General features: G+C 67.8%; 15 protein-coding genes and 4 pseudogenes. 8 read left to right on the top strand and 11 right to left on the bottom strand.

The window, feature by feature from the left end:
• Positions 1-29: 29 nt before the first annotated feature.
• Entirely contained in the window at positions 30-1397 is a 1368-nt protein-coding gene (locus MJQ72_RS26590) for an SLC13 family permease (protein WP_240593736.1), read from the bottom strand.
• A 14-nt stretch (positions 1398-1411) separates the two neighbouring features.
• Positions 1412-2806: an MmgE/PrpD family protein gene (locus tag MJQ72_RS26585; RefSeq protein WP_240593735.1), complete on the bottom strand. Its 1395-nt coding sequence runs from the start codon at positions 2804-2806 to the stop codon at positions 1412-1414.
• 114 nt (positions 2807-2920) lie between these two features.
• Between MJQ72_RS26585 and MJQ72_RS26580 the strand changes: the two genes are divergently transcribed.
• From MJQ72_RS26580 to MJQ72_RS45215, 5 genes and pseudogenes are all read left to right on the top strand, one after another.
• The gene (locus tag MJQ72_RS26580; protein WP_240593734.1) at positions 2921-3814 is read left to right on the top strand and encodes a LysR family transcriptional regulator; all 894 of its coding nucleotides are present in this window, start codon (positions 2921-2923) and stop codon (positions 3812-3814) included.
• Positions 3815-3919: 105 nt separating this feature from the next.
• Positions 3920-4825: an oxaloacetate decarboxylase gene (locus MJQ72_RS26575; protein WP_240593733.1), complete on the top strand. Its 906-nt coding sequence runs from the start codon at positions 3920-3922 to the stop codon at positions 4823-4825.
• Entirely contained in the window at positions 4825-5988 is a 1164-nt protein-coding gene (locus MJQ72_RS26570; protein WP_240593732.1) for a 2-methylaconitate cis-trans isomerase PrpF family protein, read from the top strand. The genes MJQ72_RS26575 and MJQ72_RS26570 overlap by 1 nt, the downstream gene beginning before the upstream one ends.
• A pseudogene (locus tag MJQ72_RS26565) lies at positions 5985-7909 on the top strand (propionyl-CoA synthetase). Before MJQ72_RS26570 ends, MJQ72_RS26565 begins: the two are co-directional and overlap by 4 nt.
• A 323-nt stretch (positions 7910-8232) precedes the next feature.
• The gene (locus tag MJQ72_RS45215; protein ID WP_396427008.1) at positions 8233-8703 is read left to right on the top strand and encodes a nuclear transport factor 2 family protein; all 471 of its coding nucleotides are present in this window, start codon (positions 8233-8235) and stop codon (positions 8701-8703) included.
• Between the two features lie 157 nt (positions 8704-8860).
• Here MJQ72_RS45215 and MJQ72_RS26555 read toward each other — a convergent pair.
• The 6 genes and pseudogenes from MJQ72_RS26555 to MJQ72_RS26535 form a co-directional block, all read right to left on the bottom strand.
• Positions 8861-10113, bottom strand: a pseudogene (locus MJQ72_RS26555) (IS701 family transposase).
• 386 nt (positions 10114-10499) lie between these two features.
• Positions 10500-10736 carry a hypothetical protein gene (locus MJQ72_RS45210; RefSeq protein WP_396427007.1) on the bottom strand — a complete coding sequence of 79 codons (237 nt, stop codon included), beginning with the start codon at positions 10734-10736 and terminating at the stop codon, positions 10500-10502.
• A gap of 5 nt (positions 10737-10741) precedes the next feature.
• A pseudogene (locus tag MJQ72_RS45205) lies at positions 10742-11470 on the bottom strand (ornithine cyclodeaminase family protein); the annotation flags it as partial.
• The gene (locus MJQ72_RS26545; RefSeq protein WP_240593729.1) at positions 11467-12906 is read right to left on the bottom strand and encodes an MFS transporter; all 1440 of its coding nucleotides are present in this window, start codon (positions 12904-12906) and stop codon (positions 11467-11469) included. The gene MJQ72_RS26545 and the pseudogene MJQ72_RS45205, both read right to left, overlap by 4 nt.
• Positions 12907-12968: 62 nt before the next feature.
• The gene (locus MJQ72_RS26540) at positions 12969-14039 is read right to left on the bottom strand and encodes a dipeptidase (RefSeq protein ID WP_240593728.1); all 1071 of its coding nucleotides are present in this window, start codon (positions 14037-14039) and stop codon (positions 12969-12971) included.
• Positions 14036-15415, bottom strand: coding sequence for an amidohydrolase family protein (locus MJQ72_RS26535; protein ID WP_240593727.1), 1380 nt, complete (start codon positions 15413-15415; stop codon positions 14036-14038). Before MJQ72_RS26535 ends, MJQ72_RS26540 begins: the two co-directional genes overlap by 4 nt.
• Positions 15416-15527: 112 nt before the next feature.
• Here MJQ72_RS26535 and MJQ72_RS26530 point away from each other — a divergent pair, with 112 nt between their 5' ends.
• Positions 15528-16283, top strand: a complete 756-nt coding sequence (locus MJQ72_RS26530) for an IclR family transcriptional regulator (protein WP_240593726.1) — start codon at positions 15528-15530, stop codon at positions 16281-16283.
• Positions 16284-16745: 462 nt separating this feature from the next.
• Here the strand turns inward: MJQ72_RS26530 and MJQ72_RS26525 are convergent, their stop codons facing one another.
• A complete protein-coding gene (locus MJQ72_RS26525) occupies positions 16746-18551 on the bottom strand; it encodes an amidohydrolase family protein (protein ID WP_396426877.1) in 1806 nt (601 codons plus the stop codon).
• Between MJQ72_RS26525 and MJQ72_RS26520 the strand changes: the two genes are divergently transcribed.
• Together MJQ72_RS26520 and MJQ72_RS26515 are read left to right on the top strand one after the other, a co-directional pair.
• Positions 18467-19549: an Lrp/AsnC family transcriptional regulator gene (locus MJQ72_RS26520; RefSeq protein ID WP_240601426.1), complete on the top strand. Its 1083-nt coding sequence runs from the start codon at positions 18467-18469 to the stop codon at positions 19547-19549. The genes MJQ72_RS26525 and MJQ72_RS26520 overlap by 85 nt on opposite strands.
• A 255-nt stretch (positions 19550-19804) precedes the next feature.
• A pseudogene (locus tag MJQ72_RS26515) lies at positions 19805-20113 on the top strand (D-glutamate deacylase); the annotation flags it as partial.
• Positions 20114-20170: 57 nt separating this feature from the next.
• On the opposite strand, the gene MJQ72_RS26510 reads toward MJQ72_RS26515, so the two are convergent.
• Positions 20171-20701: a phage portal protein gene (locus tag MJQ72_RS26510; protein ID WP_240593724.1), complete on the bottom strand. Its 531-nt coding sequence runs from the start codon at positions 20699-20701 to the stop codon at positions 20171-20173.
• Positions 20702-21297: 596 nt separating this feature from the next.
• Entirely contained in the window at positions 21298-21759 is a 462-nt protein-coding gene (locus tag MJQ72_RS26505) for a terminase TerL endonuclease subunit (RefSeq protein WP_240593723.1), read from the bottom strand.
• Positions 21760-22115: the final 356 nt, after the last annotated feature.

Below are 22115 nucleotides of genomic sequence, written 5' to 3'. Positions count from 1 at the left end.
CGTGGGAGCCGGCGACGGGCACCGGTCTCTCACAGGGCGACGAAAAGGAGCCAGCCCGCCGCCGGCCCGATGGCGCAGACGCCCGCGCCCCACAGCAGGAGCCCGCGATAGGTACGGGCCCGTTGCTCGTGGGGCGCGCTCGCGATGATGAGCGCCCCACCCGTGGAGAACGGGCTCGCGTCGACGATGGTGGACGCGGTGCACACGGCGATCAGCACAGCGGTGACCGGAAGCGCGCCTGTCGTGAGAAACGGCATCGACAGCGGAATGAGTGCTCCCAGGATGGCTGTCGTCGAGGCGAACGCCGACACCACTCCACCGGTGTAACAGATGACCAACGCCGCGAGCAGTGGTGCGCCGATCGTCGCGATCGCGGCGCCGAGCGAGTCGATCACCCCCAGCGCGGTGAGCAGCGAGACATACGTGACGATCCCGCACACCAGCAGGATCACCGGCCACGCGATCTCGGAGACGGCACGCGCGGCGGTTTTCGGGAACGCCAGGGCGAGCACGGTCGCGATCGTCAGCGCCGTGAAGCCCGTGTCGAGGCCCGCCAATGCCGCGCCGACGACGAGCAAGACCACCCCGAGCATCGTGGCGATGCGCTCGGGGGTCATCCGCGTGTCCTCCGGCTCGTCGGGATCAGGGCGTGCACCCACCTTGGTCGCCGTCGGCGCTGCGACGACCTCGGTGCCCGACCTCGTTGCCCCGGCGGGCAAATCGCCTGCCGGTCGACCCGCCGCCGTACCACCGGTGGCTTCCTCGGCGGCCGATTCCGTCGGCCGTGGTGGATTCGGATCACGTTTGCGGCCGAACAGCACCCAGCTGCACAACGCCACGGCCACGTTGAAGGCGAATGTCCCGCCGAACAGCAGGGCGCGGTCGACGGGCAGGCCTTGTGACTCGACGGAGGCGAGCACGATCCCGCCGAGGATGCCGCTCGGTGCGAAAGCGCCGGCCGCGGCGCCGTTGGCCGCCATCAAGCCGGCATACAGTGGCTTGATGCCGTTGCGGATGGCGAAGGTGATGCCGATCGGCGCGACGATCGCGATCGCCGCGGGTGAGGCCGCTCCCGCGGCGCACAGCCCGGCCGTGATCAGGAACAGCGCCCACGGGATGACGGCGACGCGCTTGCCCGCCAGCCGCATGACGTGGTGGACGAGGAGGTCGACCGTCCCGTTGACCCGTGCGATGCCGAACAGGAACGTCACGGCGAGCAGGACGATGAACAGTTCTCCAGGGAAACCGGCCAGGATTTCCTTCGTGCTTCGTCCCAATGCGACAGTTCCGAAGAGAAACGTCGCGACGAAGGCCAGGATTCCGAGATTGAGACCGCGCAGACCGGACAGCGCGAACAGGACGACAAGGATCAGGACACCGATGAGTTCGAGCGACATTGCTCCTCACCTCTCTATCGGGCGCCGCAGGCCTCGGCGAATTCGGCGGCCGGACGGTCTACGGGGAGCTCGAGCACGGCGCGCCGCACACGGTCCGCCTCTTCGCTATCGGCGACCCGCCCGATCGTGCCGCGGAACTTCCGGACGATTTCGTCATCGGAGAGCGGCCGCTCCTCGTGGCCGCGGTTGTACTGCTCCCGATGGCTGAACACCTGTCCGTCGAGAAGCTCGATCTCCACGAAGCCGGAATAGGCCGCGGGGAACGCGCTCTCGGGATCGTCTCGCACGACGACCTTGCGGGACAGCTCCCGGATCCGGGAGTCGGCGCGGGCATCCGATTCGAGTTCGTCGAGGGTGAATCGGCCACGCACCAGGGAAGCGGCGATGGCGAACGGAAGGCTGAACTTGGCGTCGTACTCGTCTCGCGGTGCCCATTTCGCTTCGACGGGCTCGCACACCACCTTGCGCGGGACAGGATGGATGGCGCAGCGGATCTCGGCGATGTCTTCGGCCCGCACGGCGTGCCGTTCGCGAAGAATCAGTGCGGCATCGGCGAAGGCGTGGTTGAAGTGGCACACGGGGAACGGTTTCACCGCGGTGCGAAGCAGTTCCCAGCTCGAGCCGAGGCCCTCGACGACGGCGTCCGGGCGGGTGACCCTGGTGGCCAGGTGGGTGTTGTAGAGGCCGAAGCGACCCTCGTAAACGGCGGGCGGTCCGGTCCAGCCGGCCCTGGCGAAGCTCGCGGCGGTCAATCCGCTCGCGGCCGCCCAGCCAGGATGGAAGCGCTTCGTCCAGGCGCCGTCCTCCAGGAACTCCATCAGGCCCGCTGCCTGCGACCCGGCGATGCCTTGCGCGGCGGCCAATCCGGTGGCGTCGAGGCCCATGACCTTGCCGGCGGCGACGGCGGCACCGAACGCTCCGGCGACAGCGGTCGGATGGAAACCGACATCGTGTAGTCCACCGGCGCCGCCCATGCCGACTCGCGCCATCACCTCGACGCCGAGGACATAGGCGAGGAGGAGGTCACGCGTCGTGGCGTTCGAAGCGACCGCCGTGGAGAGCGCGGCGGGAAGGACCGCCGCGGTGACGTGAGCGACCGCGGGCAGGTGGGTGTCGTCGAAGTCGAGACCGTGAATCAGGATTCCGTTCAGCAAGGCGGCGTCTCGTGCGCTGAGCCGGTCCTTCATGCCGAGTACCACGTGCTCCCCGGATTCGAAGGAAGTCAGCGCGTCGCGTGCGACGTCGGCGAAAGGGAACGTCGTGGATGCGAAGGCGATGCCGACGGCGTCGAGGATGAGGTGGCGAGCCCGGACGAGTACCTCGTCGGGGATGTCTCCGAAACCTGTTCGCGCGACGAACTCGCCTACCCGTCCAGCCAATGATTCGCCACGCTGGCTTTCGATGGTCATCCCGACTGCTCCTTTGCTCGATCGGCTGGTGTTCGCCCAAGGATCGGCGGCCGGGAGGTGCTTGTGAAATGAACACATATCGACCGGATCATGCGTGAGACGTATAGTCGCTGGATGGAGCTTCGTGAGCTGCAATGGTTCGTCACGCTCGCCGAGTGCGAGCATGTCACCGCGGCCTCGCAGCAGCTGAACATCTCGCAGCCGACTCTCTCCCGCGCGGTGGCGCGGCTCGAACGGCAACTGGGTGTGCGGCTGTTCGACCGGCGGCAGAACCGGCTGCACCTCAATCGCTACGGCGAGGTGCTGCGGGCGCACGCGCTGCGAGCGATCGGCGAGGTCGCTTCGGCCGAACAGCGGATCACCGCACTGCTCGACCCGGCCGCGGGCACCGTCGCGTTGGGATTCCTTCATTCCCTCGGCGGCTGGCTCATCCCGGACCTGATCCGGAAATACCGGGAAGTCGCGCCGTCCACCACCTTCCAGCTGCGGGGCAACGCGGCCGACGTCGTGGTGGACGAGGTTCGCCACCGGCGCCTGGACATCGGGGTCACCAGCCCCCGGCCCGCCGGGGAAGACGTTCGCTGGTACCCGTTGCTGGAGGAACGGCTCAACGTCCTCGTCCCGGCGAACCATCCGCTGGCCGTGCGGGAGTCGGTCGCGGCCGCCGAACTCGCGGCCGAGTCCTTCGTCGCTTTCCCGCGCGTGTTCGGAGTGCGGCAGATCTTCGACCGCGTGTGCGGCGAAGCGGGATTCACTCCCGATGCGGTCATCGAGGGTACCGAGATCGGCACGGTGCGTGCCCTGGTCGCGGCGGAGGCGGGTATCGCGATCGTGCCGGAATCGCGACCGGGGGCCGCCCACCATCCGGGCACGGTGGAACTGGCGTTGACCGACGCCAAGGCGAGGCGGGAGATCGGGATGCTGACCGCCGCGGGTGGGCCGGCCGCGCCCGCGGCCCGCCGCTTCTTCACGTTCGTGACGGACACGCTTCATACGCGCGACGCATAAGGTGCCTGAAGGACGGTCATTTCCCTTATCCGCCGGCCCGTACACAGACTGACGGGACGAGTTCCCGCGGGCGGATCGCGGGACAAGGACGCAAGGGAGCGACGAGTGACCATTGATCGCGCGCGTGTGTTGCGTGACCTCATCGACGGCGACGATTTGGTGATCGCTCCAGGGGTTTACGACGGCCTGACCGCCACGCTGGTCGAGCACGCCGGGTTCCCCGCGGCGTACGTCAGCGGCGCGTCGGCGTCGATCAGCCTCCTCGGCAGGCCCGACATCGGCCTGATGACCGCGGGTGAGGTCGCCGGACAGGTCTTCCGGTTGCGAGGGGCCACCTCGTTGCCGCTGATCGTGGACATCGACACCGGCTATGGCAACGAGCTCAACGTCCGCCACACGATCGAGACGTACGTCCGGCTGGGTGCGGCCGCCGTCCACATCGAAGACCAGGTCTTCCCGAAACGGTGTGGACACCTCGCCGGCAAGACGGTGGTCGACGCCGACCAGGCGGTCGCGAAGGTCCGGGCCGCCGTCGCCGCCCGCGGGTCCGAGGAACTCGTGATCATCGCCCGCACCGATGCCTTGACCCCGCTCGGCCTCGACGAGGCGATCGACCGTGGTCGTCGCTTCGCCGACGCGGGCGCCGACATGGTCTTCGTCGAGGCGCCAGAAGACGTCCGGCAGCTCGAGCGGATCGCGCGGAGCATCGACGTACCGCTCGTCGTGAACGTGCTGGCGAATTCCCGGACCCCGGTGCTGAAGTCTTCGGACTATTCCGAGCTCGGATATCGCCTGGCGATCTACCCGATCATGAACATCGCCGCGGTGACCGCGGTCGTCGGTTCGGCGCTGGCCGGGTTACGGGAAACCGGGCTGCCACCGCAGGACGCGATGGGCCCGGCCGAGCTGTTCGGCGTCGTCGGTCTCGACGACTGGCTGCGCTGGCCCGATCGCCTCGGCCTCGTGCCGCCGTCGAGCCCGGCGCACGCCGGGAAGGGGAGTGCGGTCTGATGGGAGGCCAGGCGTCGATTCCGCTCGTCCTCATGCGGGGTGGCACGAGCAAAGGGCTCTACTTCCACGACCGCGATCTGCCGCCGGTGGGGCCGGTTCGGGACGCGCTCCTGAGCAGGCTCATGGGATCTCCGGACATTCTGCAGATCGACGGGCTGGGCGGTTCGCGTCCGATCACGTCCAAGGTCGCCATCGTCGGGCCGTCGGCACGCGAGGACGCGGACGTCGACTACACCTTCGCACAGGTCGATATCGAAAGCCGGCAAGTCAGCTACAACGGCAACTGCGGCAACATCTCGTCCGGTGTGGGACCTTTCGCGATCGACGAAGGACTCGTGCCGGCACACGACGGTGTCACCACGGTACGCATCCACAACACGAACACCGGCAAGATCCTCACGGCGGCTGTACCGGTCTCGGGTGGGGTGGCCGAAGTGGAAGGCGACCTGGCGATCCCCGGTGTCCCGGGAACCGGGGCGGAAATTGTCATGGACTGGTCGGCCACCGTCGGCGCCATGACCGGACGTCTCCTGCCGACGGGCGCCGCCGTCGACAAGATCACGCTGGAGGACGGCCGTACCGTCCCGGCTTCGATCGTCGACGCCGGTAATCCCGTGATCTGGCTTCATTCCGGTGACTTCGGCCTGGACGCCAGCGCGCGGAGCGAGATCAACGAGGATCACCGCTTCCTCGGCCTCGTACGGGAAACACGAGGGAAGGCCTGCGTCATGATGGGCCTGTGTGATGACTGGCGGAGTTGCGAGGCGACTGTTCCCGCGGTTCCGATCATCGGTTTCGTCGCACCTCCGGTCGAGTACCGGACTTTGAACGGCCGGCAAGTCGACGCGGCGGAGATGGACCTGCGGCTGCACCTCATGTTCATGAACCGCTTGCACGAAAGTGTGGCGGGCACGGCCTCGATCAGCCTGGCCGCCGCGTCCCGGATTCCGGGGACGACGGTGTCCGAGGTGACGCGCGACCGTGGTTCGCACGAGGTCCTGATCGGTCATCCGTCGGGTGTCACCACGGTGTCCGTGGTGGCCCGCGACGTCGCGAAGGGTTCGGATGCGGGGTTCCGCCTGCTCGGCATCAGCCGCACGGCGCGGCGGTTGATGGCCGGGCACGCTTTCTATCCCGCCGAACTCGCCATGGAGGGGCGATGAAGGGCGGTAGGGGAGCCCGTCACCATGGCCGGCACGAGGAGGAACACCGGCGCAGTCTCGCCGATCCGGAAGAGTTCTGGCTCGCCGCGGCCAAGGCGATCGACTGGACGCGCGCACCGTCCGGCGCCTTGGACCCGGCCGAGCCCCCGCTGTACCGCTGGTTCGCCGACGGTGAGCTGAACACCGCCTACAACGCGCTCGACCGGCACGTGGAGCGCGGTCGCGGCGAGCAGCCCGCCCTGATCTGGGACTCGCCGGTGACCGGTGCCAACCGCACTTTCACCTACGCGCGGTTGCGGGACGAGGTCGCGCGGTTCGCGGGGGCGCTGCGCTCGCTCGGAGTCGGCAAGGGCGACCGGGTGATCGTGTACCTGCCGATGGTGCCCGAGGCGGTCGTGGCGATGTTGGCCTGCGCGCGGCTGGGGCGGTGCATTCAGTGGTCTTCGGCGGATTCGCGCCGAAGGAGCTCGCGGCCCGGATCGAGGACGCGAAGCCGAAGGTCATCGTCGCCGCGTCCTGCGGCATCGAGCCGAACCGGGTCGTCGAGTACAAGCCGATCCTCGACGAGGCGCTCGCGGCGACCGGCCACCAGCCGGAGAAAGTCGTGATGCTGCAACGCGACGAGGCGCGCGCGACGCTGGGCGAGCGGGACGTGGACTGGAGAGAGCTGGTCGCGGCCGCTCCGATGGCCGACCCGGTGCCGGTCGCCGCCACCGATCCGTTGTACATCCTCTACACCTCCGGCACGACAGGGAAACCCAAGGGCGTGGTGCGTGACACGGGCGGGCACGCGGTCGCGCTGGCCTGGTCCATGGGCGCGATCTACGACATCGGGCCTGGAGACATCTGGTGGACCGCCTCCGACGTCGGCTGGGTGGTCGGACATTCCTACATCGTGTACGCGCCGTTGCTCGTCGGCGCGACGACGGTGATGTACGAGGGCAAGCCCGTCGGTACTCCGGACGCCGGCGCGTTCTGGCGGGTGATCGCCGAGCACAGGGTGAAGGCGTTGTTCACCGCACCGACCGCGCTGAGGGCGATCAGGCGAGCCGACCCGGACGGCACGGAGTCGGCGAAGTACGACCTCTCCGCGTTCCGGACTCTGTTCATGGCCGGTGAGCGGCTCGACCCGGAGACCCTGAACTGGGCCGTGGACAAGCTCGGCGTCCCGGTGATCGACCACTGGTGGCAGACCGAGAGCGGCTGGCCGATCGCCGCGAACCCGCGCGGTCTCGAACCGATGCCGGTCAAGCCCGGTTCCGCGACCAAGCCGATGCCCGGCTACGACGTGCGGATCCTGGATCGGGCCGGAAATCCACTGCCCGCCGGGAAAGAGGGAGCGATCTGCATCAGGCTGCCGATGCCGCCGGGCACGCTGTCGACACTGTGGGGCGACGACGAGCGCTACGTCCAGGCGTACCTGTCGCGGTACGAGGGCCATTACCTCACCGGTGATTCGGGCTATTTCGATGAAGACGGCTACCTGTTCGTCATGGGCCGCACCGACGACGTCATCAACGTCGCCGGCCATCGCCTTTCCACCGGATCGATGGAGGCCGTGCTGGCCGCCCACCCGGCCGTGGCCGAATGCGCGGTGATCGGGGTGCACGACCGGCTCAAGGGGCAGCTGCCGCACGGGCTGGTCGTGCTCAAGGCCGGTGTGGAGGTCGACGAGGAGACGCTGAAAGCCGAACTGATCGCGGCCGTGCGCCGGGACATCGGCCCGGTGGCGGCGTTCCGTCAGGTGTCCGTCACGAGCGCGCTGCCGAAGACCCGGTCGGGCAAGATCCTCCGGAAGACGATGCGGGGTATCGCGGAAGGCCGGGACGAACCGGTCCCTTCGACGATCGAGGACGCCACGGCGCTCGATCGGATCAGGGACATCCTCAACGGCCGGGGCGCTCGCCGAGAATCGTCATGAGCGCCGAAGCGAGGCGAGCGACAGCTACCGAACAGGAAGGTGGGCCGCTGGAGTTGCCCCGGTGGGGCGGGACTTCCTAGCAACCGCGGGCCGCGCCATCGGTGACAAGTGGCAAGCCCAGGTAGACGCGCTGCAATAAGGCGCCGCCCGCGTTTGGGCGCTACCCTGAGACTTACACTCCCACCGACGGCCCCGGTGGGCTCGGCTCCGGAGTCGTCATCGCTCGCGGCGTCGTGACCACCGCCGACGACGCCGCGACGCCGTGGGCGTCCCCACTGCTCGGCTCGGTACGGCGGAAACCACCCAGGAAACGAAGGGACCCGATGTCACTCGAGTCAGACGTCCGCTACCTCCTGGATCGTCTCGAGATCCAGGACGTGATCGCGCGCTACGGTCTCGGTCAGGACGTGCATCAGCCCCACGACGAGAACCTCGATGTACTGGCGCACTGGGCGGACGTGTTCGCCCAGGATGCCGTACTCGACTACTCCGAGGCCGGGATGCCTGCAGCGATGAGCCGCGAGGACCTCGCCGACCTCATGCGCGGCCCCCACCGCGATGGCGGCATGGCCAACATCTACACCGTATGGCAGCACGTCGAAGGACACGCCACCGTGACGATCGACGGGACCGGGCCACCGCCGTTTCACCGCACCTGCACACTCACGAGACAAAGTCTGGCGAGCCGGCCAACGTCATCGCCGCAGGCATGTTCTACGACACCTTGGAGCGGCGCCCCGAGGGCTGGCGGATCGTGCACCGACGACTCAAGAACCTCTACGTGCACACCCTAGCTCGGTCCACAAACGAGCGCTGATACCTGGCGAACGCGTCGTCTCCGCGCGGGTCGACGCGGGTCAACGTCATCGGACAGCGGCCTACCCGCGCCATCGCCTGCACGATCCAGCTCATCACCCCGCTCGTCTTCCACCTCGCCGTGGTTTGTGATGTCTATGGTTCGCGGGTGGATTGTCGCTGGTAGTGGCCTTGCTGGGCGCGGTGTTGGTGGCGTCTGCGCCACTTCGAGCAGCGGAGCCGGTGGGCGGCATCGTGTGCTGGCTGATCAGAGTGGTGAACAGGTGGCGGATTTCGTTGCAGGTCAACGCAATCCATCCGTTCGGTGTGGTTTCGTCGGTTCGTTCGGTAGTGGCGACGGCGGCGAGGAAGGCGTGGGCGAGCATCGCCATGATCGTCCAGCGGTGCCAGGAGGTCCATGTGCGGACCTGGTGCTGGTCGAGACCAGTGAGTCCTTTGCTGGTCTGGAAGGATTCTTCGACGGTCCACCGCCTGCCCGCGACGCCGACCAGGATGCGCAGTGGAACCGGGTGGTGTGCGTAGCAACGGTAGAACGCCAGTTCACCGGTGGTGCGGTTGCGGCGGATCAGCATCCACCGATGCCCGTCGGGCTCCTCGGTATCGATGTCGATCCAGGCCCAGTCGTAGTAGTGGTGCCCTTTCGCCCCAGCGCCTGCGGAAAGCCGTTGCCACACGTGTTTCGGCAGGTGTGCGGCGACGACGTCGGCGCGCAACATGCCCGCAGGGGTGGCGACTCTGCGGGCACAGCCGATGGCGAGCACGTATCCGACGCCCCGGGTTTCGAGGTCCTCGCGCAGGCCAGGGTCGGCGCCGTAGACCTCGTCGCCAGCTACCCACGCTGCCCTCACCCCGGCGTCGAGTGCACGGCCGATCATGGTTTTCGCCAAGGCCGGTTTCGTCGCGAACACAGTGTCCGTGGGTATTCCGGCGTCCGCGGACCGGCCGGGATCGCCGGTCCAGGATTTCGGCAGATACAGCGCCCGGTCGATGAACGCGTGCCCCGCGTCGGTGGCGTAGGTCAGATGCACCGCGACCTGGGCGTTCTCGATCCGCCCAGCGGTGCCGGTGTATTGGCGTTGCACCCCGACGGTGTGAACACCTTTCTTCAGATCGCCGGTCTCGTCGACGACCAGCACCGCACCGGCGTCACCGAGGTGTTCCGTGACGTACTCACGCAGGTCGTCGCGGACCTGGTCCGCGGCCCAGACTGCCTTACGCAGCAGGTGTTGCATCCCGTCGGGGGTGTCCTCGCCGGCATGTTCGGACATCGTCCAGCAATTCTTGGCAGGCAGGTCCGACAACAACCCCAGCAGCAACGCCCGCGCTCTCCTACGGGGTTCGACGCGGGTGAACCGGCCGGAGATCCGGCTGATCAACTCCTCGAACATCACACGCCATCGGTCAGGGTTTCCGCTAGGGTCTGCGGCCACCAGCCGATCAGGGTTAGTCCACACAACCGACCATGATCAACTGGTGGCCGCACCTGTTTTCAGGCAGCCCACCAGCGACATCACGAAGTCCGGCTGGAGTACTAGCTCGACCGGTGCTTCGTGGCGGACTTGAAGCCACGCTGTCGGGCCAACAACCCCCTTGCCAGCTGCGTAGAGTCGAGGAGCCGGCGAGCCCCCGATCCCACTTGACAAAATCCGTCTTACGCTGGTGTCGGGCCAGAAACACCGATCTTGGAACGGTCCCGGGCGGGAAGCCCGGAGGACCGCCAATGCGTCCGGACCAGGGGGCCAAGCTCAGTCGATGTGTGTGTTTGTCGTTGTGGCTAGAGGTCGAGGTGGGTTCCGAGGCCGCGGGTGCGGGCCGTGGTGTAGATGATGGCGGCGGTGGCGATGTCGAGGGCGCCATGACCGGTGGATTTGAACAGGGTTGTTTCGGTGGGGGTCCGGCGGCCGGGGTGGTGGTGGTCGAGGACGCGGCCGAGCAGGGTGAGCTTGGTGTGTGGCAGGCCGTGGAGTTCGTGGGCTCCGGCGGGGGCGGATGGTGTGCGGCACCGGTCCATTCGGTGAAGAGGGTGGCGTCGGCGATGGTGCCGGGGTCGATTTCAGGCCCGTCGGATCCGCCGATGGAGCTGATGTGGGTGCCGTCGCGGATCCAGGATCGGTGGATGACCGGGGCGCGGGCGCCGGTGCAGCAGAAGATGACGTCGGCGCCGCGGACGGCGTTCTCGATGGTGTCGGTGGTGCTGTGCGGGTGGGTCGTGGCGGCGTGTGCGGTGCGGGCCGGGTCGCGTCCGGCGACGGTGACCGGGATGGTGTCGTCGAGGGCGGCGAGCATCGCAAGCTGGGCGGTGGCTTGGGTGCCGGTGCCGATGACGGCGATCTGATGCGGGTGCGGGGAGGCCAGGGCGTGCATGCTCAGGGTCGCGGTGGCGGCAGTGCGGGCGGCGGTGATCTCGGAGGCGTTGATCAGTGCCTGCAGGCGCCCGGTTTTGTCGTCGAAGAGCGCGACGACGCCTTCGTGGGCGCTGCGCCCGGGGGCTGCGGGCTGAGGGAACACGGAGATGAGTTTGGCGCCGAGCCCGGTGCCGGGAAGCCAGGCGGGCATGGCGCCGACGAGCCCGGTGGGGGTGTGCGCGGCGATGCGGGGCGGAGCGGACACTTCGTCGCGGCTGATCGCGATCAGCGCTGTTCGCACCGCGGCGATGACCTGGGTGGGGTCGAGGGCGGCGCGGGTGTGGGCGCGGTCGAGTATGAGGGTGCCGTGCGGGGCGGAGGTCGGCCGGGCGATAGTCATCGGGCGGGTGCCCCGCTGTCCTTTGCCGCGCCAGTGGAGGTGGGCGGGGTGGCGTCCTGTCGGGGGAGCAGGCGGGCGAACACCAGCGGGAAGGCGGAGATGACCGCGCCGACCAGGAGGATGAGCATGAAGGCGTGTTCGCTGGGGCTGTGGGTGGCGGACACCAGGCCGAAGGTCAGGATGAGCGCAGCGACCTGGGCGCCGGCGCTCATGCCGATGATGCGCAAGACCCCGATCATCCCGGTGGCAGTGCCGGTACTGGAGGCTGGCGCGAGCGCGATTGTGGAGCCGTAGAGAGCGGTGATGGCGCCGTTGGTCGCGAAATTTGCGAGGACCTGCGCGGCGATGATCTGCCACACCGCGTCATGGAGCACCAGTACGATCAGCGACGAGGCGACCAGCAGGAGGCTGGAGTACACGATCACCAGGCGCGGCCCCCAGCGGCGCAGGCACCAGCCGGCCAGCGGACCGGCCGCGACCGCAGCGAGGGTGCCGGGGAGCAGGTACTGGCCGATCTGGGTGGTGGACGCGTCGAACCCGATGCCGGAGGCGGCGGGGGCGGCCAGCATTTGCGGGACGAGGAAGCTGGTGATGCCGACGCCGGTGGACACGGCGACGGCGGCCAGGGTGGTACCGCGCATGCCGCGGATGGCCAGCAGGCGCAGGTCGACCAGGGAACCGCGGCCGCGGCGCTCCACCCGGATCCAGAGCAGAGCCAGGACCACCACCACGGCGGCGCCGCCGAGGACGAGAAGGACGGGCCAGTCCGCCAGCGAGGAAATCCAGTAGGTCAGCGCGATCAGGGCGGCACTCAAGACCAGGGCGCTCCCCCAGTTGAGCCGGATGCCGCTGCGCGTGCGCGGAGCGGCTGCCGGAAGCACCCCCACGATCACCGGGATGATCGCCGCGACCGCCAATGCGGGCACGCCGAATATCCAGCGCCAGCCCCAGGCGCCGGCGATCGGCCCGGCGAGCAGGTTGCCCACCACGCCGCCGGCGACCACGGCTCCGCCGATCATGCCGACCAGGACTTTCATCCGGTCGGGGGTCGTATGCTGACGGGTCAGAGCGAAGACCAGTGGGATGGCGCCGATTCCCAGGCCTTCCAGGATCTGCCCGGCCAGCAGCATCGGGAACGACGCGGCCGTCGCGGAGATCGCGCCGCCGATGACGACGGTGCCCAGCAGCAGCACCAGAGTCCGGCGGGGTCCGTAGCGGTCCCCGAGCGGGCCCATGATCGCTGTCGCGACGGCGGCGGCCTGGCCTTTGGCAGCCATCAGCAGCGCTCCCTCGCTGGGGAGCAATTCCAGAGCCCGCTGCAGCTCCGGCAGGGCCGGGCCGATCACTGCCTCCAGCGCATAGAGGAGAACGACGGTCAGCCCGACCGTGGTCACGGCCAGTGGACCGAAGCGGCCCGGGATGGTCTGTGTTGGCATGTCTGCTCCTTGTCCACGGTGACAGGGGAGTGCAGAGGAAAGGGAGGTGCGTGCGGGCCGGGTCAGTGGTCCCAGATGTCGTGGGCGTAGCGCAGGAAATTCGCCCCGAGGACCTTGTCGATCACCGAGGAGCGCACGCCCCGTCCGGCCAGCAGGGTGGCGAGCCGGGTGAACTGCCCGGGACCGGAAAGGTCGGCGACGAACGGGAGGGTGTCGGGGGTTTCCCCGGCGGCGCCGATGCCCTGGTTCCGGCGCCGCGCCACGGCGACGGCGATGTGGCGGCGGAAGGCGGCGAGGTCGTCAACGGGCGTGGTGGTCCCGTCGGTGCCGATGCCGACATGGTCCTCGCCGCACACGTTCAGCGCGTGCCTGATGTGCTCGACCACATCCTCGGCGGTCGCGGAACCCGAGGTGGAGAGAAAGGGCATGGAGTAGATGCCGATGAATCCGCCCTGTTCGGCAACCAGGCGCAGCTCGGCGTCGGTCTTGTTGCGGGGCAGGTCCACCAGGGCACGGCAGCCGGTGTGGTTGATCGACACCGGCCGAGTCGACGCATGGATGGCGTCGAGGCAGGTCTGAGTACCGCTGTGGGACAGATCGACCATCAGGTGGTGATGATTGAGCTGGGCGACGACCTCCTGGCCGAAGTCGGTGAGCGGGCGATCAGCGGGTGCCTGCGAGCCACCACCCACCCGGTTGGCGGGGTTGTAGGTGAGCTGCACGATCCGCACCCCCCGCTCGGCGAACACCGCGACCCGGGACGCGTCGGCACCCAGCATCGTGGTGTTCTGCACGCCGTAGATCACGCCGATCCGGCCGGTGTCGCGGGCCCGGGAGAGATCCGCGGCCTCGCGAACCTGCAGCAAGTCACCGGAATGGCGGCACAGAGCGGTGTCCCAGGCCGCGAGGTCGGCCATGGTGTCCTGAAACGGGTCGCCGAGGTCGGTGACCGCGCCGATGGTGACGTTGACCGCGGTCAGCCCACTGGCGTGTGCGTCGCGCAGGACCCGGTCACTGAGTCCGGTCTGGCCGGAGCCCGGATCGTCGGCGCCGGCGCGGTCCGCCGGAGGGGTGTTCGGATCCGCCAACGCGCCGAGCGCGTTGATGATCAACGGCCGCGGCTTCCCGGTCATGGCCGCGGCTCCGACGCGGCCGCGGCGGGCATGCGGATCTCGCGGGGAAAGCGGCGGCCTCGTTTGATCGTGCATGTCACGCTCGAGAGGTTGGCCAGGTCCGCGAGCGGGTCCTCGGCCAGGATCACCAAGTTGGCGAGGAGACCGGGCGTGATCGTCCCCATCCGGTGCTGCTGGCCCATCGCCCTCGCGCCGCCCTGAGTCGCAGCACGGATCACCTGAGCAGCGGGCACCCCGGCCTCGGCCAGGGCACGCATCTCGTGATGCAGCGCCGGGAACTCGTCCGCAAGCGCGTTCTCCCCATCGGTTCCGGTGCAGATCGTCACCCCCGCCCGGTACGCCTCAGCCGTCAGCCGGGCCGTCACCGCAGCCTCCCGCTGCGGGGAGGTCCCGCTGGTGGTGAGCATGCCGATCGTCGCGTCGAGGATGGTTCCCTGGCCGTGCATCCGCGCGAACAGCTCCCGCAGCGACGACCAATCGCTGTCCCCGACACTCGACCAGTCCAGGGCATCCCGCTCGAGCATCGCGTCGCCGAACGTCGCCGGGGGCGGAAAACCGTCCAGATCATGCACCAGGAGGGTGGTATGGGAGATCACGTCCACCCCCGCGGCGACCACCTGCGACGGCGGGGTCGGGTACACCGTGGCGTGTGCCCAGACCTGCATGTCCTGCCGGTGCGCCTCGGCGGTGATCGCCGTGATCAGCTCGGCGGGCAGTTCGGCATAGATCTTGATCGCGACCGCGCCGGTCCCTTTCGCTCTCGCCACAGCCAGGGGCAGGTCGGTGTCCGGGGTGATCGCCTGCATCCATGGCACCGCTCCTGGCTGTGCCCCGGCGGCCACGGACCAGGTCCGAGGATCAGTGAAGAACGCGGGACCGGCCATCAGCGCGGCGTAGAAGATGTCCGGGGACGCGGTCTCCCCGACCAGCGCGACGCGGGCGAGGTCGGCGGTCTGACGAAGATCGCCCGCCATGTCCCGCACCGCGGTCACCCCGCCGTAGACCGCGCGCCGCAACACCCGCTCGGCCCATTGCCTGTTTGGCGGAGTATTCAAATGCTGATGCGTGTCGATCAACCCGGGCAGCAGGAAGCGCCCGCCCAGCTCGACCACCTCCACGCCCACCAGCGCCTCGGCGTCCACCGCCGCGTCCGGTTCCACCCCCACGATCAGCGGACCGTCCACCACGACAGAGGTACGCGGCCGGGCCGGACCACCTCGGCCGTCGAACACCGTCGCATTCCGGTACACCACCCGCTCACCTGACGCCGGCTCGGCGTACGGCACCGGCGCCGGCGCACGTTCCGTGCCGGTGACCGCGGCCCGGAACCGCTCCTCGGCTGCCAGGTCCGGCTGTGCCGGTAACTGCTTTGCCATAGTCCATCCTCGTTCCCCAGGTCGACTGTTACAGTGGGGGTAACATGTGTTACAGTATCTGCTACACGGTAGCAAGGCGGCCAGTCAGCAGCAAGAACAAGGAGCGCACGCGATGGGCGAACCCGACCCGAAACCGGCCAGCTCGGCCGTCGACAAGGCCCTCGACCTCATCGAAGCCGTCGTCGACGCAGGGCAGCCCGTGCGACTGGCCGAGGTCGCCCGCGCCGTCGGCCTGCACCGGGCCACCGCCTACCGGGTACTGGTCGACCTCGTGCGGCGCGACTGGATCGCCCGCACCGACGACGCTTACCTCCCCGGCTCGGTCATCATGCGGATGACCCGCCTGCGGACCCCCGATGCGATCATCGCCCTCGCCCGCCCCACCCTCGACAACCTGGCCCGAACCACCGGTCTGATGGCCAACCTCCAGGTCCTCGAACCCGGCGGCTCCCGCGTCGTGGACGTCGCTCGCCCCGCCCGGCTGGAAATGATCAAAGACCTGCTCGGGGAACTGCTGCAAGTCCATCGCTTCGCCGGACCGCTCGCACTCGTCGCCGCGCTCTCCCGCGACGCGCGCACGCCCTACCTGCTCGCCGCCGAGCATGCCGGGCACCCGCTCGACGGCCCAGATGGCTTGCACGCGGACATCACCACCACCGAACACCACGGCTATGCCCTCATCCGCGGCCGCAACGACAGCATCGTCGCCTCCATCGCCCGCGCGGTCCGCCATCCCACCACCGGAACGCCCGTCTGCGCACTTACCCTCGTCGGCCTCGACGCCGAACTGCCCGACACCCGGTTCGCCGAACTCGCCACCACCCTTCACACCGCCACCAGCCACCTCGAAAAGGCCATGGCCACTTGAGACTCGGCACCGTGCCTGGGGATGTTCCGCCGGAGTCCAGCCACAGCAACACCTTTCACAGCCGGTGTTGCGACCGCCTCGAGAACTCAAGCGGAACCGGCAGTCGTAGCTCTGGCGAATTGTGACGGGAAGTGGTCGGCGCTGAGTGGGCTGGTGCAGCTGATCGCGACGGCGAGCGCACGAGATCGAGGCATGCCGTAGGTGACGATGTTCAGCGCGGCGAGGCGCCAGAGTAACCCGATTCGCAGCAACGAGACAGGTCGCTGGCTCAAGCCAGCTGGCAGCGACGGCGCTGGGCAGCGGTTTGGCGCAGCGGCTGGGGACGCAGGCGCTCGGGCCACGAGCGCGAACAGGATCATTCGCTTGGCGCCGAAGCGGTCGACATATTCGACGACCGTCGCGGCAAACTATCGATGCCGTGGTCCACCTCTCGGCAGTCGGATGACACACGGGTAGCGCTGATCAGATGAACTTGCTGTGCACGCATCGGCCTGGTCGGCGGTCGGGCAGCAGCTGACCGTCGCGTACCACGAAGGTGCCGCCGACGAGGACGTGCCGGAAGCCGGCCGATGGCCGTGCCGAGTCGTGGTACGTCGAGCGGTCGCTGACTGTCGCCGGGTCGAATATCGCCAGGTCGGCGTCGGCGCCCACCTGGACCCGGCCCTTGCAGGCCATCGACGGTGCCACCTGTTCGAGAACCTGTGCCGGGACGATCGTGCATCGTCGCACAGCCTCGGCCAGGGACAGAATCCGCGTTTCCCGCACTGCCCAGCGCAGCAACTTGCCGTAGCACCCTGCGGTGCGTGGATGAGTGACCGTGTGCGGTGGCACCGGCCACCGATCGTGCAGGTTGGGATCGGCGGCGTTGACCAGTGGAGTGGCGTCGGACGCGATAGCGGTGTCCGTCAGCAGCAGCGACCGTTCGAGAACGGCGCGCTGGCGCTCATCAGCCTCGTTCAGCCAATCGTAGACGACCAGCCCGCCGGGATCCTGTTCGCGCAATTCCAGCAGCCGATCGGCGTCAGCCACGCGTTCCCCGGTCGGAAGAAAGACGATATCCGTGGGAGTGATCCCGATGCGGTCGAGCTTGTCCGGGTCGAGGAACGCTGCTCCGATGCCGGTGGCGGCCGAGCCGTAGGGATAGGCCTCAGTGGTGAGCCGGACGCCAAGCCGTTGTGCGGTGGCGACCATCTGGGCGATCTGATCGATCATCCAGTTGGATGTGCTGTTGAGGTGGCACAGGTGCATGTGCGCACCCGTTCCCGCGGCTGCCGCCAGCACTTCGGCGGCTCCTTCGAGCGAGGTGTGTGGCTCCCGCCGGGAGATGAAGCGCGAGTGGGTGAACGTCGGGACACCGAGATGTTCAGCCAGCGCAGCGATCCGGACGTATTCGGATCGGCCGCTCTCCGGGGCATACCCGAGGAGCACGCCAATTCCCAAAGCCCCGGCGGCTACTTCTTCTTCGAGAAGGTCGAGGATTGCCTCGACCTCAGCCGGCGTGGCCGGCCGGCGCCAGCGAGAATCTCCCATCAGGCGCACGGTCGTAGTGATCGGGTCTTCCGCCCCATCGAGCCGAACGTGAGCGAGCATCTGCATCCGTGCCAGTGCCCACGAAGCCGAGTATCCGAAGTTGATGGGCCGGCCCTCTTCGGTGGCTGTCTCACGAGTACGAGTGAACGGCGCCACCCCTGCCTCCAGCTCCAACGCGGTCGTGACTCCGTCGAGGGCCTGCAGCCGCAGACCGGTAACACTCTGTGCGTGACTGTGCAAGTCGATGAACCCCGGCGCGACAACCTGGCCCGTCACGTCCAGAACGACGTCGCTCTCCGGCAACTCATCGCTCACCACCGTGATCCGACCATCGGCAATACCGACATGCCGCACTGCATCCAGGCCGGTCTCGGGGTCGAGGACGCGCCCGCCACGGAGCACGAGGTCACACGGACGGGTGGGAGTACCCGGGGCGAGGGTCCGTTCGTCAAGCTGCCCACGTCGCACGGTGAACCCTTCGATAGTCAACGGAAGTAGTGCCCACAGGCTCCCGCGACTTACGGCAGCTCTGCCCGTTCTTACGGATAATCGTCCTCGAGCGCCGTCCGATGATGGAATCCTGCCCGGCGACGCGCCGTCGGGCAGGATTCCCACTCGACCGAACCCGGGCGCCGCCGCATCATGTGACCGTGATGTCAACGATGCCGGTGGACCACCCGATCGACGAGCTGGACCTTGCGCTCGTGGACTCGCTGCAGATCTCACCGCGGATCTCATGGGAACGGCTGGGCCGCCAGCTGGACGTTGCGCCCGTTACCCTCGCCCGGCGGTGGGCCCGGCTGGAGCGGTCCGGGTACGCCTGGGTCATCGCGTGGCCCGGGATGAGGCAGTGGCAACTGTTCAGCACTGCACTGCTCCAGGTTCGTTGTGCCCCATCTGCCGTGGGCGCCGTGGCGACCGCACTGGCCCACCTGCCATACGTCGCGACCGTCGAGCACACCACGGGCGACTACGAGTTGTTCGTCATAGTCGTCGCGCCCAGCCTGCCGACGTTGTCGCGGCTGCTCATCGACCCGATACCACAGGATCTGCCCGTCCTGGCGGTACGCACGGTCGTGTGTGGACGGCTATTCGGAACGATCTCCTGGCGTCTGGGCGCCATCGGCGACGCGCAGGCGGCAGGAATCGCCGACGACACTCCAGAACCGAGCGCAGAAACGGCCCGCCCGTTCGGACCTGCAGACCGTGATTTGCTGCTCGCCTTGGCCGTCGACGGACGACAACGATTCGTCGACCTCGCGGCCAGGCTGGGAACCACACCGCAAGCCGTCAAACGCCGATTGTCGACCCTGCAGCGCAGTGGGGACATTGCCTTCAGATGCGACCTGGCGCGGCCACTGGCTGGATGGCCGCTGCTCGCCCTCCTCTGGCTCGTGGTCCCCGACGACCAACTGTCCCAGGTGGGACACTGCCTTGCGGCGTGGACGGAATCGCGGCTGTGCGTCCAAGTGGTCGGCAATACCAACCTCGTTGCTGCATGGGGATTGCGCTCAGTCGGTGAACTTGACGAGCTCGTCGCCCGGCTCGCTCGTATGGCCCGCAGGCCACGGTCACCGACCGGCAAGTCGTGCTACAGCAGTTCAAACTCTCCGGCAGAGTACTCGACTCTCACGGTTGCTCAGTGCAAGCCGTTCCGCTCGACCCATGGGTCCTGGAACGACCGCGACCGTGAATCGGAGAACCCGACGTCTCCGGATGTGCCGACGCCACCATGAACGTGAACGCTCGCAGCTCAGGACGAGCCGCGGCCGGTGTGGATCGAACTGGACCCCTTGTTGGGCGTCAAGACGTCAGCCCGGTTCAGGCAGTACCCGCTGATCGTGCGGCTGGCAGTGCCCTTCGGGCGATCTCGATCCCGGCCGCAAATGTGGGATCGGATAGTCCTGCGCCCTCGGATTCGTCGGCTGGGACGAACGGACCGGGAGGCAAAACCTCCTAGGGCCGCCAGCAGTGAGGCTAGGAGGACAAGGATGAGGACACTGCTGCGGGGCGGCCGCGGCGTCGACCCGGCGACGGGGTTCGACGGGCCTGCCGACGTACTGATCGTGGAGGGCGCGGTCGCCGCGGTCGGGCCAAGGTTGCCCGCTGCCGCGGACCAGGTGGAGATCGATGTTTCCGGGTATGTCGTCGGGCCCGGGTTCGTCGACCTGCACAGCCACGTCCACACCATCGCCGGCCGGCGGCTGCAAGCGATGGACGGTGTCACCACAGCACTCGACCTCGAAGCCGGGCTCATGCCGATCGAGCGCGCCTACGCTGAGGCAGCCGCCAAAGGCAAGGGGGAGTGGGGGTGGCGCAAGGACGCGTGGGCACGGCGACCATCGTCGGAGCCGCCGTCATGGGCACGTATGCGTGGCGTATGCCTCGGACTGGTTCCCGTCGCCGTCCTCGGAGAACTGCCGCTTCAGCGCGGCCCGGAGCTCGCGAGTGCGCGGGTCAATGTCCACGTGGACGTCGAACGGGGACTCGACCGTCACCAGCGGTACCGACGGCCGGGCCTCGTTCGTGCCGATGATCGCGAAGGACCGGCCGAGCACCAGGGCGTCGATGTGGGCCTGCTCGGAGTGCAGGCCCAGCTCGTTCGCCGCCCAGATGTTCCACAGCTCCCGGTCGGCGGCCTGCTCACCGCCGAGCCGGAACCCGGTCACGTCGAGGCGCTCATCCAGCGAGTCCACGACCAGCTCAGGCCAGTTGATCACGACCTGCCGCACGCGGGTGTCCAGGCGGCGCAGCAGCTCCGGGTGCATGTACGACAGCGACTGTTCGCCCTCGTAGTAGGCATCGAGTATTTCCAGCCCAGGGATCTGCGCATCGTGTTGTCGAGTGATCCACTGCTCGGAGCTCAGTGTGGCGAAGTCTACTGCCATCCATAACCACGGCTATCATTCATGCATGCCGAACAGTCAGACGCCGCTTTGGGTATCGATGCTATTAGCTGGAATCGCACTCATTGGACCATTGGGCGCGGCCTGGATTACAACAAAAAGGGACGACAAACGTTGGTCTCGGGAGCTGGCGAGAGAGCGTGAGCGCTGGCAAAGGGAAGATGACAAGAGGCGCCAAGACCTTAGTCACGAGTCTCGCATGAACTGGCGAGATCGCCGCGTTGAAGCGTACTCAGACCTGCACGATGCCCTCATGGTCTGGCTAGAGGGGCCTTGAAGGTCATGGACGCGACTGATGTGGAATTTTCCAAGGAGATAGACAGCATGGACGAACGTGCCGCTAGGCTACGCAAGCTTGTTTCGCGAATTCGAGTAGTTGGCAGCCGCGAGACTGAAGATGCCGCGGACCGACTGCTCGGACTTGTCTATAAGCACTATTCCAGAATCAAGAGGAAGCAAACTGTTGAGGAAATCAGCGAGGTTGCACAGGAAATATATACTGGGCGCCAGGCATTGGAGATCTGCTTTAGAATGGACCTAGGTTTGTCTGGTGTCGAATCTCAAGTGTATTCGTAGCCTCACATTACGACCATCGCGCCAGACTTCTTCGGCTTCTGACCACGTAACCGCCAGCCCGAGACCGCCATAGCGGCGGTGGGTACCGCGTCGATGCGCTTGCCGGTCTTCCCGCGTAGGGGTTTGTCGGGTCGGATGAGGTCGGGTTCTCCGGGTGGATGGCGCACTTCCGCCGAGTCGAAGCAGAAGGCCGCCACGGGGTTGCCGTGGTGCGACCATGAGCGGGAGCGGGTGAGCGTCATGAGTTCGGTCATGCCGTGGGTCATTCCGCGGAACGTCTGCGGCACCGGGTACATGGGCACCCGCGTGTCCCGTTCGAGGCGCTGGCGGACAGGTTCGCCGCTCCACTCGTCGTAGTTGATATCGGCGACCCGCAGCGCCGCGCAGTCGGCGGCGACGTCGGCCTCGATCACCTCGTAGTCGATGACCTCGCCGGGAGTGGTGATGATCCACCCTTGATCCACCCTTGATCGACCCACTGAGAGACGCGGTGATCGGTGTGCTCGTCAAGGAAATCAACACCGGCCTCGGGCAGCCAGAACCGCCGTAGCGCCGAGACGTGGCCGTCGATGCTGTCCGGCACGATCAGGTACCAGGCGGTCAGGTCCAGCTTGGCCGCGAGGTCCAGGCCGCCCCACGCTGGCCGGCGAGCAACCAGCTCCCGCAACCGCGCGGGTTCGGCGAAACTCGGTTCCGGTGCACGCGGTGTAGAGGTGCATGGGCATCCAGCGCGTGGACTGCGACACCCATTGATTCAGCCGGTACTGCCGGAAGCTGTTCTCCCGCGCCGGATCGTTACGCGCTTCCAGCGCTTCTTCGC

The organism is Amycolatopsis sp. EV170708-02-1 (genome assembly GCF_022479115.1).
Classification (GTDB): Bacteria; Actinomycetota; Actinomycetes; order Mycobacteriales; family Pseudonocardiaceae; genus Amycolatopsis.
Note: the sequence above shows the minus strand (reverse complement) of the source record. Positions and strands in the feature narration are given on the sequence as shown.

Coding starts and splice junctions, on each gene's coding strand:
- MJQ72_RS26520 (WP_240601426.1), top strand. CDS start 18,467: ATGTCAACGATGCCGGTGGACCACCCGATCGACGAGCTGGACCTTGCG.
- MJQ72_RS45215 (WP_396427008.1), top strand. CDS start 8,233: ATGTCACTCGAGTCAGACGTCCGCTACCTCCTGGATCGTCTCGAGATC.
- MJQ72_RS26535 (WP_240593727.1), bottom strand. CDS start 15,415: ATGGCAAAGCAGTTACCGGCACAGCCGGACCTGGCAGCCGAGGAGCGG.
- MJQ72_RS26510 (WP_240593724.1), bottom strand. CDS start 20,701: ATGGCAGTAGACTTCGCCACACTGAGCTCCGAGCAGTGGATCACTCGA.
- MJQ72_RS26585 (WP_240593735.1), bottom strand. CDS start 2,806: ATGACCATCGAAAGCCAGCGTGGCGAATCATTGGCTGGACGGGTAGGC.
- MJQ72_RS26580 (WP_240593734.1), top strand. CDS start 2,921: ATGGAGCTTCGTGAGCTGCAATGGTTCGTCACGCTCGCCGAGTGCGAG.
- MJQ72_RS26570 (WP_240593732.1), top strand. CDS start 4,825: ATGGGAGGCCAGGCGTCGATTCCGCTCGTCCTCATGCGGGGTGGCACG.
- MJQ72_RS26530 (WP_240593726.1), top strand. CDS start 15,528: ATGGGCGAACCCGACCCGAAACCGGCCAGCTCGGCCGTCGACAAGGCC.
- MJQ72_RS45210 (WP_396427007.1), bottom strand. CDS start 10,736: ATGGACCGGTGCCGCACACCATCCGCCCCCGCCGGAGCCCACGAACTC.
- MJQ72_RS26545 (WP_240593729.1), bottom strand. CDS start 12,906: ATGCCAACACAGACCATCCCGGGCCGCTTCGGTCCACTGGCCGTGACC.
- MJQ72_RS26590 (WP_240593736.1), bottom strand. CDS start 1,397: ATGTCGCTCGAACTCATCGGTGTCCTGATCCTTGTCGTCCTGTTCGCG.
- MJQ72_RS26525 (WP_396426877.1), bottom strand. CDS start 18,551: ATGAGATCCGCGGTGAGATCTGCAGCGAGTCCACGAGCGCAAGGTCCA.
- MJQ72_RS26540 (WP_240593728.1), bottom strand. CDS start 14,039: ATGACCGGGAAGCCGCGGCCGTTGATCATCAACGCGCTCGGCGCGTTG.